This is a genomic window from Asanoa sp. NPDC050611, assembly GCF_040654855.1.
Taxonomy (GTDB): domain Bacteria; phylum Actinomycetota; class Actinomycetes; order Mycobacteriales; family Micromonosporaceae; genus Asanoa.
This window is the reverse complement of sequence record NZ_JBFAIU010000074.1, coordinates 13491-27198: the sequence shown is the minus strand read 5'-3', so window position 1 is coordinate 27198 and position 13708 is coordinate 13491. Positions and strand designations below refer to the sequence as shown.

Sequence of the window (13708 nt, the reverse complement as noted above, 5' to 3'; positions counted from 1 at the left end):
GAGCTGACGAAGGCGCTGCGGGTCGGCCCGCAGTCGGCGGGCGCGGTGCCCGGGCCGGCCGCCTACGGCATGGGCGGCACGGAACCCACCGTCACGGATGCCAACGTCGTGCTCGGCTACCTGCCCAGCGAGCTGGCCGGCGGCGAGATCTCGCTCGACCGCGCCGGCGCCCGGACCGCGGTGCAGCGTGTCGCGGACGCGATGGGCCTGCCCAGCGCGGAGGCGGCCGCCGCCGGCATCGTCGACATCGTCAACGAGAACATGTTCGGCGCGCTGCGCCTGGTCTCCGTGCAGCAGGGCTACGACCCGCGGGACTTCGCGCTGGTCGCGTTCGGCGGCGCGGGGCCGTTGCACGCCAACGCGCTCGGCCGGCTCACCGGCGCCTGGCCCGTCATCATCCCGCCGTCGCCCGGCGTGCTCTGCGCCTACGGCGACGCGACGACCAGCCTGCGCGACGAGGCGGCCCGCACCTACATCCGGCGGTTCTCCGAGCTGTCCGACGAGGAGCTGCGCGGCATCTTCGAGGAGCTGGCCGAGACGGCCTCCTCCACCGTGGAGGCGGAAGGCGTCGCCCGGGCCGACCAGACCGTCACCTACCAGGTCGACATCCGCTACCACGGCCAGGGCTTCGAGATCTCCGTGCCGGCCGAGATCAAGGACTTCGCCGGCGGCGGAGCCGGGCTCGCGGCGCTGGGAGCGGCCTTCGACGCCGAGCACGAGCGGCTGTTCTCGTTCCTGCTCAAGAACGAGCACGAGCTGGTCAGCATCCGCGCGGCGGTGTCGGGGCCGCGGCCGTTCGTCCAGGCGACCACGCTGCCCGAGGGCGGGCCGGACCCGGTCGACGCGGTGCGGACCCGCACGGAGATCTACGTCGACGGGGCGACCGTCGAGGCCACCGTGTACGACCGCGGCAAGCTGCGGGCCGGCAACGTCGTCACCGGGCCCGCGATCGTGACCGAGATGGACTCCACCACGCTCGTGCTCCCGGGCCACGCGGCCACGGTGCACCCGAGCGGCAGCCTGCTGATCCGACCCGTGGAGAGCTGAGGAAATGGCTGAGATCATCCAGACCGCCACCGGCGCCGTCACCAAGGTCGACGTGGATCCGGTCACCCTCGACATCATCGAGAACGCGCTGCGCAACGCCCGCTACGAGATGGACGAGGTGCTGTTCCGCACCGCGCTCTCGCCGGGCATCCGCGAGCAGCACGACGAGTTCCCGCTGATCGGCGACCCGGACGGCAAGATGGTCGTCGGCCAGTTCGGCCTGTCCATCCCGGCGCTGCTCGACCGCTACGAGGGCACCATCGCCGAGGGCGACGTGCTGCTCACCTCCGACCCGTACTCCTGCGACGGCGCCATCAGCCACGCCAACGACTGGCTGGTCGTCATGCCGATCTATGTGGACGGTCGGGTGGTCGGCTGGGCGTCGATGTTCGGCCACATGTCCGACGTCGGCGGCAAGACCGTCTGCTCGATGCCGACCGACGCCCACACCATCTTCGAAGAGGGCGTCATCATCCCGCCGTTCAAGCTGTACGACGGCGGCAAGCTCAACGAGGACGCGCTGCGCATCGTGCTCAACCAGGTGCGCCAGCCCGACTGGAACCGGGCCGACCTCAACGGCATCGTGGCCGCGTGCCGCACCGCGTCCCGGCGGATCCAGGAGCTCTGCGCCCGGTTCGGCGTCGACACCTACGTCTCGGCCCTCGACGCCCTGCTGGACCGCAACTACCAGGCGATGAAGGCGTTGCTGGGCATCGTCTTCGAGGACGGCGAGACGATCAGCTTCACCGACTACATCTGCGACGACGGCGTCGGCAACGGGCCCTACCAGCTCACCCTGTCGCTGACCCGGACCGGCGAGAAGGTGCTGCTGGACTTCTCGGGCAGCTCGGCACAGGCGCCCGGCCCGATCAACTACTACATCAACGAGAACCTGGCCCGGATGTTCTTCGGGATCTACATGATCACGGTGGCCGACCCGCAGATCCTCTGGAACGACGGCTTCTATCCGCTGGTCGACGTGAAGATCCCTGACCACTCGTTCTGGAAACCGGACTTCCCGGCCGCGCTCAACGCCCGCAACCACGGCGTGGGCCGCATCTTCGACCTGTTCGGCGGCCTGCTCGGCCAGAAGAACCCGGACCTCCTCAACGCCGCGGGCTTCTCCTCCTCGCCGCACTTCATGTACTCGGGGAACTACGCGGACGGCGAGCGGAAAGGGGAGTGGTTCCAGCTCTACTCGATCGGGTTCGGCGGCATACCGGGCCGGCCGATCGGCGACGGGCCGGACGGGCACTCGCTGTGGCCGTCGTTCGTCAACATCCCCTGCGAATACCTGGAGTCCTACTACCCGCTGCGGATCGAGACCTGGGAGACCGTGCCGGACACCGGCGGCGCCGGCCTGCACCGGGGCGGCAATGGTGTGGACGTGGCCTACCGGTTCCTGCAGCCGGGCACGATCGCCATCCACGACGACCGCTGGCTGACGTACCCGTGGGGCGTCAACGGCGGGGACCCGGGTGCCCGCGGTCGCAAGTGGATCGATCGCGCCGACGGCACCCGCGAGGTGCTGCCGAGCAAGGTGCACGACGTGGCCGTGGCCAAGGGCGACGTGCTGCACTTCGTCACCTGGGGTGGCGGCGGCTGGGGCGACCCGTTGGCCCGCGACCCGCAGCTGGTGGCCCTCGAGGTGCGCCGGGGCCTGGTGACCGCCGAGGGCGCGGAACGCTACGGCGTGGTGCTCGCCGGGTCCGATGTGGACGTCGAGGCCACCGGAGAGCTGCGAGACCGGCTGCGGGCCGAGCGGCCCGGCAAGCCGCCCGTGTTCAACATGGGCCCGCCGCTGGACGTGATCCTGGCCAACTGCGAGGCCGAGACCGGCCTGCCCGCGCCCAAGGTGCCGGCATGAGCGACCTGGCCGACGACTACGCCGGCGCCGGCTTCGGCCGGCCGCTGGACTGGGGCGAGAAGCCCGCGGTCCTGCTGATCGACATGGTGCGGGCGTACTTCCAGCCGGACGCCGAGCTCTACATGGGCAGCCGCGACTGCCTGGACTCGGCGGCGCGGGTGGTCGCGGCCGCGCGTACCGCCGGCGTCCCGGTCATCTACACGCGCGTCGCCTACGGTCCCGGCGGCATCGACGGCGGGTTGTTCTTCCGTAAGGTCGGCGCGCTGCGGCACTTCGTCACCGGCTCCGGCAGCGACCTCGGCGAGATCATGCCGGACGTCGCGCCCGAGGCCGGGGACCTGGTCATCACCAAGCAGTACGCGAGCGCCTTCTTCGGCACGACCCTGTCCGCGACGCTGGCCGCCAACCGGATCGACACGCTGGTGATCTGTGGCGTCAGCACGAGCGGCTGCGTGCGGGCCACGGCGGTCGACGCGATCTCCTACGGGTACGTGCCGATCGTCGTCCGCCAGGGCGTCGGTGACCGGGACCCGCGGCCGCACGAGGCCAACCTGTTCGACATCGCCGCGAAGTACGGCGAGGTATGGGACGAGCCCGTCGTGACGGAACGGCTCGCCCGGTGAAGACCGTCGAGAAGTACGCCGTCCTGGTGGTCTGGGCGCTCACCATCGGGTTCTTCTCGTGGCGCTCCGACGCCTTCGGCTCGGGTTCGACGGTCAAGCTGATCCTGAGCACCCAGACGGTCATCCTGATCGCCACGCTCGGCGTGATGATCTCGCTGGCCGTGCAGGAGTTCGACCTGTCGATCGGCTCGGTGGTCGGCTTCGGCGGCTGCCTGGTCGCCGTGCTCGACGGCGTGCACGGCTGGGCGCCCGGCCCGGCGATCCTCGCGACCGTCGTCGTCTGCGCGGTCTTCGGCGGCCTCAACGCCGCGCTGTCGGTGCTGCTCGGCATCCCGTCGATCATCGTGACGCTCGGCACCGGCACGCTGCTGGCCGGCATCACGCTCGGCGTCACCGACTCCAAAGTGGTCACCGGGATCTCGGTGAAGACGGTGCGGTTCATGACCGACCCGTTCCTGTTCGGCATCCCGGCGCCGTTCTATCTCGGGCTGCTGCTCTGCCTCGTCGCCTGGTTCGTGCTCCAGCACACCCCGCTGGGGCGGCGGATGGTCTTCATCGCCGAGAACCGCGAAGTGGCCCGCCTGGCCGGACTGCGGGTGACCCTGATCCGCGCCGGCGCACTCGTCGCCACCGCCACCCTCGGCGGCCTGGCCGGCATCGTGCTCGCCGGAACCAACAGCGCGGCGAACCCGCAAGCTGGTTCCTACTACCTGCTGCCCACCTTCGCGGCCGCGTTCCTCGGCTCGACCACGATCGTGCCGGGCCGGTTCAACGCCTGGGGCGCGTTCGTCGCGGTCTACTTCCTCACCACCGGCATCACCGGACTGCAGTACCTGGGCTATGCCGGCTGGCCGGAGCAGGTGTTCTACGGCGGGTCCCTGGTGGCCGCCGTGACCCTGAGCCATCTCGCCGGCCACCGGCGGCTGCCCAGCGTCGCCTGACTTCCAAGACCTCTGGAGCACATCTATGGCACGCAGAACATCGCGCGTCGGTGTCGCGGTGGCGCTCGTCGCGCTCCTCGCCGCCGGTTGCACCGACGAGGAGGCACCGGCCACCGCCGCCGCTGCGACGACCGGGCCGGCCGTCACCGACTCCGCCGCCGGCATCGCCGAAGCGCAGAAGATCATCGACCAGTTCCGCAACCCGCCGGCCTGGCAGGGACCGAACGACCCGGTCAACATCGGGTCGCTGGCCGGCAAGAAGGTCACGTACATCAGCGTCTCGAACTCGATCCCGGTGCTGAAGTACTGGTCCGACAAGCTGACCGGGCTGCTGCAGCAGCACGGCGGTGTGCAGATGACCGTCATCGACGCCAAGGGCTCGGTCGACGAGGCCAACAAGGGCTTCGAGCAGGCGATCGCGCAGAAGGCCGACGCGATCGTGTTCCAGGCGCTGCCGCCGACCCTGTTCCAGGCGCAGATCAGCCGGGCCAAGGCGGCCGGCATCAAGGTGATCAGCGCAAACACCGGTGTGCCCGGCAAGGTCGACGCCGGTCAGGACGCCGAGATCGGCTTCGACTACGTCAAGGTCGGCCAGCTCATCGGCGACTGGATGGTGGTCGACTCCAAGGGCAAGGGCAAGGGCATGGTGGTCAGCTCCGACGACGTGCCCGCGTCGCAGCCCCAGGCCCAGGCCACCGTCAGCGAGGTCAAGCGGCTCTGCCCGGAGTGTGACGTGTCCATGAAGGACGTGCAGATCCCGCAGTGGCAGACCTCGGTGCCGACGCTGTTCCAGACCACCATCAACAGCGACCCGTCGCGTACGTACCTGCTGCCGCTCTACGACGGCCAGGCGCTGCCGGGTCTCGGCGCGATCCGCACCGCGGGCGCGGGCAGCAAGGTGACGGTCGGCGCGTTCAACGCCACGCCGGGCATCGTCGAGCAGCTCAAGGACCCGGCCAGCGGCCTCAAGCTCGACATCGGCGGCCACAACGAGTGGTGGGCGTACGCCGCCGCGGACCAGATCTTCCGCGTCCTCGCGGGTTCGGCGCCGATCGCGAACTACAACATCGGCCTGCGCATCTTCGACACGACCAACGCCAACCTCATCCAGGGCAGCGACGAGTTCGCGTGGTACGGCGCGACCGACTACCGCGACAAGTTCCCCGCACTGTGGACGAAATGACGAACGTGCTCGAGCTCACCCGGGTGTCGAAGACCTTCGACGACATCCGGGTGCTGCACGACGTCACGCTTGCCGTGCGGCCGGGGGAGATCCTCGGCCTCATCGGCGAGAACGGGAGCGGCAAGTCCACGCTCATCAAGATCCTGTCGGGCTACCACACCGCCGATGCGGGCGCGGAGATCCAGGCGGGCGGCATGGCCTTCATCCACCAGGATCTCGCTCTCGTGCCGTCGATGACGGTCCTGGAGAACCTGCGGATCGCCCGGTTCAGGACCGGGTTCGGCTGGCGGATCCGCTGGTCGGCCGAACGGGCCGGCGTCAAGCGCTTCCTCGACCAGGTCGGGCTGGACGTGCACCCGGACACCCGGGTCGGCGACCTGTCGGTGACCGAGCAGGCGTTGGTCGCGGTCGCCCGCGGGCTCGCGGACATGGACGGGACGGGGCTGCTCGTGCTGGACGAGCCGACCGCGTACCTGCCGCGCGACGGCGTCGAACGGCTCTTCGGGGTGCTCCGCGACCTGACCGCGGGCGGTGCCTCGGCCATCTTCGTCTCGCACCGGCTCGACGAGGTGCGCGAGCTGTGCGACCGGGTCGCGGTGCTGCGCGGCGGCGAACTGGTCGACGTGGTGGCCGACAAGAACGAGCAGGAGCTGCTGGAGCTGATGCTCGGGCGGCCGGTCGAGGACCTCTACCCGGACACCGCGGCGCCGGAGGGAAAGCCCCGGCTGTCCGTGGCCGGCCTGAGCGGCGGTGCCCTGCTGGAGCTGTCGTTCACCGCTCGTCCCGGAGAGATCATCGGCTTCGCCGGTTTGCCGGGATCCGGCTACGACGAGGTGCCGTACCTGCTCACCGGCGCCCGCCGGGCCGGCGGCGGCACCGTGCGGCTGGACGACGTCTCGCTGGAGGCGGCGACCCTCCGGCCGCGGGCCGCGATCGGGCTCGGCATGGCGCTGCTGCCGGCGGACCGGCCACGGGCGGGCTGCGCACCGGCGCTGTCCGTGCGGGAGAACATGACGCTGCCCAGCCTCCCGGCGTTCACCCGGTTCCGCGCGATCGTCAACCAGCGCCGCGAACGCCGGATCGCGGCCGAGCAGTCGGACCGGTACGGCGTGACCCCGCGGCGCCCGGAGTCGGCCCTGCGCTTCCTCTCCGGCGGCAACCAGCAGAAGGTGCTGCTGGCCAAGTGGATGCTGGGCGAGCCGCGGGTCCTGGCCCTGCACGAGCCGACCCAGGGCGTCGACGTCGGCGCCAAGCGCGAGATCTTCGCGCACCTGTCCGAGGCGGCCGCGGCGGGTGCGGTCGTGCTGATGTCCACCGTGGAGCACGAGGACCTCGCGCACCTGTGCAGCCGCGTGCACGTGCTGCGCGGCGGCCGGTGCGTGCGGCTGATGGAGCAAGGGGAGCTGACGCCCGGCCGGCTGGCCGCGGCGGTGTACGCGAGCTGAGGAGAAGCCGATGCCGGCCGTCCTGGCGCGGAAGATCTGGGAGCAGCACCTGGTGCGGCGGGCGGCGGGCGAGCCTGACCTGCTCTACGTCGACCTGCACCTGGTGCACGAGGTCTCGTCGCCGCAGGCGTTCGACGGGCTGCGGGCAGCCGGGCGGCGGGTCCGGCGCCCGGAGCTGACGCTGGCGATGGAGGACCACGCGGTGCCGACCGCCGGCCTGCGCATCGGCGATCCGCAGGCCCTGGCCCAGATCGAGGCGCTGCGCCGCAACTGCACGGAGTTCGGCATCCGGCTGTTCCCGCTCGGCCACCCCGACCAGGGCATCGTGCACGTGGTGGCGCCGCAGCTCGGCCTCACCCAGCCGGGCATGACGATCGTCTGCGGCGACTCGCACACCTCGACTCACGGTGCGTTCGGCGCGCTGGCGTTCGGCATCGGCACGAGCGAGGTCGAGCACGTGCTGTCGACGCAGACCCTGCCCCAGCGCCTGCCGAGGACGATGGCGGTGCGGGTCGACGGGCGGCTGGCACCCGACGTCACGGCCAAGGACCTGATCCTCGCGCTCATCGCGTCGGTCGGCGTCGGCGGCGGAGCCGGCCATGTCGTGGAGTACCGCGGCCCGGCGATCGAGGCGCTCTCGATGGAGGCGCGGATGACGCTGTGCAACATGTCGATCGAGTTCGGCGCCCGCGCCGGCATGGTGGCGCCGGACGACACGACGTACGCGTATCTCGACGGCCGCCCGCACGCGCCGACCGGGCCGGCCTGGGAGCAGGCCCTCGACCACTGGCGCGCGCTGCGCACCGACGACGACGCGGTCTTCGACCGGGAGGTCGCGCTGGCGGGCGCGGCGGTGCGGCCGTTCGTCACCTGGGGCACAAACCCGGCGCAGGCCGTGCCGATCTCGGGCACGGTGCCGGCGCCGGACTCGTTCGCGGACCCGCTGGTGCGCTCGGCGGCCGCCCAGGCCCTGCGCTACATGGATCTCGCGCCGGGCACGCCGGTGCGGGAGATCGCGGTGGACACGGTGTTCGTCGGCTCGTGCACGAACGGCCGGATCGAGGACCTGCGCGCCGCCGCCGAGATCCTGCGCGGCCGCCGGGTCGCGGCCGGAGTCACGATGCTGGTGGTGCCGGGCTCGATGAAGGTCCGGGCACAGGCGGAGGCGGAGGGCCTCGCCGAGGTCTTCACCCGGGCCGGCGCGCAGTGGCGGGCGGCGGGCTGCTCGATGTGCCTGGGCATGAACCCGGACCGGATGACACCCGGCAGCCGCAGCGCCTCGACCTCCAACCGCAACTTCGAGGGGCGGCAGGGGCCGGGCGCGCGTACGCACCTGGTGTCTCCTTCGGTGGCCGCCGCGACCGCCGTGACGGGCCGGCTCACCGCGCCCACCGACCTGGTCCCCGCCTAGCGGCGGGCCCCCGCGAGGGCCCGCCGCCGGTGGCCGGTCAGGCGTCGAACAGCGCCGCCCAGGGCTCGACCAGCATCGACCGGCCCTTGAGGCCGGCGATCAGCTCCGCGCCGGCGATGCCGTCGACCCAGGGGAGCTGGCCCGCGCCGCCGTCCGGGCCGAGGGGGACCGCGATGACCAGCGGCTCCGGGGTGTAGGCGCGCCGCACGCCCTCGCCCGTGATGACAGACCGGAGGTTCGCGGCGACCAGTTCCGCCTGGGCCGATGCGGTGCCGATGCCGTCGCGGTCGGCGTCGGTGATGTCGCCGATCGCGTAGACGGCGTCCGCTCCGGCGACCCGCAGGTGCTCGTCCACCCGCAGGTAGCCGTCGGCGCGCCGGGCGTCGGCCAGGGCGCCCCGCAGGTAGCCGGTCGCCGGGGTGACGCCGAACGCCTGGTACCAGACGTCTGCCGTCAGCTGCTCGCCGGTTTCCGTGGTCACCACGACCTCGCCCCGCGCGGTGGGTGGGGTCGCCGGCAGCGCACGCACGGGGCTGTTCAGCTTGATCTCGACGCCGAGCTTGTCGAGCTGGCGGCGCAGCTCGTCGCGCAGGCCCTGGTCGAACGGGCCCGGCATGACGTCGTCGCCGGCGCTGACGATGGTGACCGACTTGTCCGGGTGGAACGCCTTGATCTCGCCGGCCAGCTCCAGGCCGGCCGGTCCCGCACCGACCACCAGCACCCGATCGGCACCGCGCAGGTCGTCGTGTGCCAGGCGGAACCTCGCCCGGGCCGTCTCGGCGTCCGGCTCGTCGACCTTCGCCGGGAACGGGTAGCCCGACCCGGTGGCCAGCACGAGGTGGTCCGGCTCCATGACCCGCCCGGAGGCGAGCGTGACCCGGCGGCCGTCGACGGTGGCGGCCCGGTCACGGACGAACCGGCCGCGGTGCAGGAGGCGCTCGTACGGCAGGAAGATCCGGTCGAGCCACTCCGGCTCGACCAGGGCCCGCCAGGCGGCGCTGTTGTGCGTGAACGCGTCGGCGGGTGCGACGAGCGTCACGTCGGCGACGTCGTCGAGCGCCTTCGCGACCTTGATCCCGCTGTATCCGCCGCCCAGGACGACGACGTGGTTTGTGCTGCGCACAGTTGGTCTCCTTCGTATAGCGGAGAGGTGTCTCCGGTACAGGAAGCTATAACGGAGACCGACGTCCGGTATTCCCGCTATGCTGGAGCGCGTGGCAGACGAGACGGGTGGGACACCGCGCCGCGCCCGGGCGCGGCGCAGCGACAGCGTCCGCAACCGCGAACGCCTGCTCGCGGCCGCCCGGGAGCTGTTCGCCACCGAGGGTCTGCAGGCACCGCTCGACCGGATCGCGACCACGGCCGGGGTCGGCCCGGGCACGCTCTACCGGCACTTCCCGACCCGCGTCGCGCTGTGGGAGGCGGTGCTCGAGGAGCCGCTGCGCGCCCAGCTCGCCCTGGTCGAACGCGCGCTGGCCAACCCCGACCGGTGGGCCGGGGTGGCCGGCTACCTCATGGAGACGTGCGGGCACGAGGCGGAGCGCGGCGGCTACCTCAACCTGATGACGACCCGCTACGACGGCGCGCCACGCCTCCTGGAGATCCGTACCGCGATACAGCGGCGCATCACCGAGCTGATCCGCCGCGCCCGCACCGAGGGTGCGATCCGCCCGGACTTCACGACCGAGGACCTGCTCTTCATCACCCTCTCGAACAGCGCGGTCGCCGAGGTCACCCGAGAGGTCGCACCGAACGCCTGGCGCCGCAACGTCGAGCTGTTCCTCGACAGCCTCCGTCCGGAGCGGGCCCACCCGCTGAGCGAGCCGCCCATGGAGCCGGGCCAGGTCGCGCGGACGATGATGCGCCCGGCCCCACGGCGGTCCAACTAGGGCTCCGTGCCGGCGACGCGGGTGCCGTCCACGTGGATCGTGATGCGGGCGTTCGTCGCGTAGCCCGGTGCGTTCGGGCGGTAGCTGTGGTCGTCGGACTCCGTGAACGCCGACCAGTCGGCCTTGGCCAGGCGCAGCTGGAGCTGGCCCGTCGACGAGTTCGGGGCCAGCGAGCCCGACGTGAAACCCACTTCGAGGTACGCGTCCGCGCCCGGCCGTGGCGTCGGCAGTGCGACCACCCGCCGGGTGACCGTGCCGCAGCCGATCTGGGCCCAGTCGCACCAGGCGCGCACCGACGGCGCGCCGCCGTCGCGGGTGAACCAGTAGCGCAGCGTGACCCGGCTGCGCGCCACCGCGGTCGCGCCGCCGTTGTCGAGCTGGATGCCCGGCTTGATCTGGTTGTCGCCCGGCGCCCAGTCGAGGTTGAGATACCGGGCCGTCAGCGCCGGCGCGCCCGGCCGTGGCGCCGTGACCACGGTCAGGCCGGGGGAGGGCGGTGACTGGTTGCCGCTCGCGTCGCGGGCGCGCACGGTGAAGCGGTACTCCGCCGAGGGCTGCAGCCCGGTCACCGTCACGCGCGGCGTGGTCGTGGTCGCCGCCTGGTAGACGTAGTCGGTGTGCTGGGCCCAGACGTCGTAGCCGGCCACGCCGGTGTCGTCGGTGGACGGTGGCCAGGACAGCGTCACCGTGTCCGGGCCGATCGCCGACGCCACCGGGGTGCCCGGGGCGGTCGGGGCGGCGCTGTCGGCACGGTCCAGGACGAACAGCGTGATGCTGTCGGCCGGGAGCGTCGCCTCGAACCCGCCGGAGGCCACCGGCTGGTCGGCCGCCCGGACGATCGCCGCCGGGTGGTCGGCGCCGTAGCGGTAGACGCGGGCCGTGCCGGAACCGCGGCCGACCAGTGACACCGGCGCGGTCTGCGCGGCGCCGCTCTTGTTGACCACCAGCACCGTCAGCGCGCCGTCGGCCGACCGTTCGGCCGCGTACACCGAGAGCAGTTCCTGGTCCGCGCTCGTCGCCTTGACCCCGACGTCACCGAAGCGGCCGCCGTTGCCGTCGTAGTTGCGGTACATGCGGAACGCGTACGCGCCCGGATCGGTCGCCGACGGCGGTGCCCAGAGGGTGGCGAGGTCGAGCCGTTCGCGCCCGAAGATGCCGAGGACGTCCGCCTGCGTGAGCGCGCCGTTGACGTGGTCGAGCGCGCCCCAGTTGTACTCCGTGACCGCGGTCCGCGTGCCCGGATAGTTGGCCGCCACCAGCTCGCGCATCCGCGGCACGAGGCGCACCTGCGTGTTGATCCAGCTTTCGTCCACATAGGTGGGATCCCAGAGCGCGCGGGTCGACCGCAGCCGCAGGGCGTTGGTCGCGGGATCGGTGGCGTTGCCGAACGCGACGCCGCTCGCCTGCGGGTAGAAGTGCATGTCGAAGTAGTCCAGCACGCGGGTGCCGTGCGCCTGCTCGTACTCCCGCAGCTGTCGCAGGTACCAGGTGGTGAACGGCAACCCGTCGCGGGCCGCGCGGTCCGGCGGGTCGGCCCAGCAGCCGGTGCGGCCGCAGGTCTCCTGGTCCAGGCCCGAGTAGTCCCAGCTCGTCCAGCCCCAGCCGACCGGGCCCAGGGTCGCGGCGCCGGGGTCCGCGGCCTTCACCGCCGCGCCGATCTCGATCGCCCGGTCGCGCAGCTCGACCGATCCGGCGCCGAGCGGGTGCACGTCGCGGTGGGTGCTGTGCCAGATGTCCGGCTCGTTGTCGAGGCTGTAGAACCGCACCCCGCCCTCGTCGGCCGTGCCGTACTTCGCGGTGAGGTGGTCGATCCAGGACGTGACGTAGGCGGCGCCGGCCGGGGCACTGGTGTCCCGCGGGTCGTTCCCGGTGATCGGCGTCCCGTCCAGACGGATGCCGTTGCCGCAGTCCGGGCGCCATTCGTCGGTGCGCTGCTGCGGACCGTACTTCGCGACCGAGAAGCCGCACGAACCGTCCCGGGCCTTCGGCGCCCAGCCGATCAGCGGCACGGTCAGGATCGTGTCGGTGCCCGTGGACCGGTCCTGCTCCACGAACCGGTCGGTGGACGAACCGTCCGGCAGCGCGTCGGGGTCGGCGTTCTCCTCGGCGATGTTCTCGAAGAACCAGTCACCGGCCCGGTTGGTGGTGTCGTAGCGGTAGTCGTACCGCGTGGTGGCGTTGCCGCCCCAGCGGCGGACCGGCAGACCCAGCTCGTCGGCGAGCGCGGCGTCGGCGAAGTTCATGCCGTAGACGTGCGGGCTGCCCGGACCGCCTGAGACTAACTGACGCCCGTCGATCTCCGCTACCACGGACGGGGTTGGTCGCCACATGTGGGATGCGCGCCGGCCCGTCCCCGGCTACCGTCGGGCGATGGCCCTAATCGGTCAACCAGCAGGAGAGGGTGCGGCGACCGCGCCGACCCCCGGCTGGGCCGGAGTCGGCACGGTCACTCTCCGCGAGCTGTCGGACCACGACAACCTCACCGCGGCACGGCGCAGCGACCACCATGTGCTCGTGCTGGTCACGGTCGGCCACGGCCAGCACGAGATCGACTTCCGCTCGTACCCCTGCCGGCCCGGCACCCTGCTCTGGGCCCGGCCCGGTCAGGTGGTCAAGTTCGGCGGCAACGCGGGCCTCGACGCGATCGTCGTGTGCTGGGAGCCGGCCGCGGTCGCGGAGGTCGCCGAGGAGCCGGCGCTGCTGGAGGGCGGGCTCGGCCCGGTTTACTGGCAACTCGCCGGCGAGGACGAGGACGCGGTCATCAACGAGGTGAGCCAACTCGTCGTCGACTGCCAGCGGCACCGCTCCGGCATCCTCGCGGCGGGGCTGCTCCGGCATCAGCTCGCGGTGCTGCTGCTGCGGATCGCGCTGCTGCCCGGTCGGGCGCCGGCCGAGCGCAACGACGCGTACGTCCGGTTCCGGTTGGAGGTCGAGAAGGACTTCACCCGGACCAGACGGGTCGAGGAGTACGCGGAGCGGATGGGCTACTCCGTCCGCACGGTCACCCGGGCCTGTCTCGCGGCCACGGGGCGCAGCGCCAAACAGGTCATCGACGACCGGGTGACCCTGGAGGCCATGCGGCTGCTGGCCGTCACGGACGACCCGATCGCCGACATCGGCCGGCGGCTGGGTTTCCCGGAGCCGACCAACTTCGGCCGGTTCTTCCATCGGGAGGCGGGCATCAGCCCTGGCGTGTTCCGCACGGCGCAGCGCGGGGGCCCGCGCCTGCCCGCCCAGCGCCGGCCGGTCGCCGGTGATCCGCACGGGCGCCCCGCACCGCGGGTCGCCGGCGAGGCATGATG

The 13708-nt window shown here is 72.1% G+C and carries 11 protein-coding genes; 9 read left to right on the top strand and 2 right to left on the bottom strand.

Going from position 1 to position 13708, the window contains the following annotated elements; all coding sequences use genetic code 11:
* The 7 genes from AB0H87_RS14475 to leuC form a co-directional block, all read left to right on the top strand.
* The coding region (locus AB0H87_RS14475; protein WP_360144241.1) for a hydantoinase/oxoprolinase family protein at positions 1-1047 on the top strand (1047 nt) is incomplete at its 5' end.
* Between the two features lie 4 nt (positions 1048-1051).
* A complete protein-coding gene (locus AB0H87_RS14470; protein WP_360144238.1) occupies positions 1052-2914 on the top strand; it encodes a hydantoinase B/oxoprolinase family protein in 1863 nt (620 codons plus the stop codon).
* Complete coding sequence (locus AB0H87_RS14465) at positions 2911-3537, top strand: isochorismatase family protein (protein ID WP_360144235.1); 627 nt, start codon at positions 2911-2913, stop codon at positions 3535-3537. The genes AB0H87_RS14470 and AB0H87_RS14465 overlap by 4 nt, the downstream gene beginning before the upstream one ends.
* On the top strand, positions 3534-4478 hold the full coding sequence (locus AB0H87_RS14460; RefSeq protein ID WP_360144232.1) for an ABC transporter permease: 945 nt from the start codon (positions 3534-3536) through the stop codon (positions 4476-4478). Before AB0H87_RS14465 ends, AB0H87_RS14460 begins: the two co-directional genes overlap by 4 nt.
* A 25-nt stretch (positions 4479-4503) precedes the next feature.
* The gene (locus tag AB0H87_RS14455; RefSeq protein ID WP_360144229.1) at positions 4504-5661 is read left to right on the top strand and encodes a substrate-binding domain-containing protein; all 1158 of its coding nucleotides are present in this window, start codon (positions 4504-4506) and stop codon (positions 5659-5661) included.
* Positions 5658-7106, top strand: a complete 1449-nt coding sequence (locus tag AB0H87_RS14450) for a sugar ABC transporter ATP-binding protein (protein ID WP_360144226.1) — start codon at positions 5658-5660, stop codon at positions 7104-7106. Before AB0H87_RS14455 ends, AB0H87_RS14450 begins: the two co-directional genes overlap by 4 nt.
* 10 nt (positions 7107-7116) lie before the next feature.
* The gene (leuC, locus tag AB0H87_RS14445; RefSeq protein WP_360144223.1) at positions 7117-8517 is read left to right on the top strand and encodes a 3-isopropylmalate dehydratase large subunit; all 1401 of its coding nucleotides are present in this window, start codon (positions 7117-7119) and stop codon (positions 8515-8517) included.
* A gap of 37 nt (positions 8518-8554) precedes the next feature.
* Here leuC and AB0H87_RS14440 read toward each other — a convergent pair whose 3' ends face one another.
* Positions 8555-9640, bottom strand: coding sequence for an FAD-dependent oxidoreductase (locus AB0H87_RS14440; RefSeq protein ID WP_360144220.1), 1086 nt, complete (start codon positions 9638-9640; stop codon positions 8555-8557).
* A gap of 91 nt (positions 9641-9731) precedes the next feature.
* On the opposite strand from AB0H87_RS14440, the gene AB0H87_RS14435 reads away from it, so the two are divergent.
* Positions 9732-10406 (top strand): TetR/AcrR family transcriptional regulator, encoded by a 675-nt coding sequence (locus tag AB0H87_RS14435; RefSeq protein WP_360144217.1) that lies wholly within the window; start codon positions 9732-9734, stop codon positions 10404-10406.
* On the opposite strand, the gene AB0H87_RS14430 is transcribed toward AB0H87_RS14435, so the two are convergent.
* Entirely contained in the window at positions 10403-12649 is a 2247-nt protein-coding gene (locus AB0H87_RS14430; protein ID WP_360144214.1) for a glycoside hydrolase family 44 protein, read from the bottom strand. The genes AB0H87_RS14435 and AB0H87_RS14430 overlap by 4 nt on opposite strands.
* Before the next feature lie 127 nt (positions 12650-12776).
* Here AB0H87_RS14430 and AB0H87_RS14425 point away from each other — a divergent pair, with 127 nt between their 5' ends.
* On the top strand, positions 12777-13706 hold the full coding sequence (locus AB0H87_RS14425; RefSeq protein ID WP_360144211.1) for an AraC family transcriptional regulator: 930 nt from the start codon (positions 12777-12779) through the stop codon (positions 13704-13706).
* Positions 13707-13708: the final 2 nt, after the last annotated feature.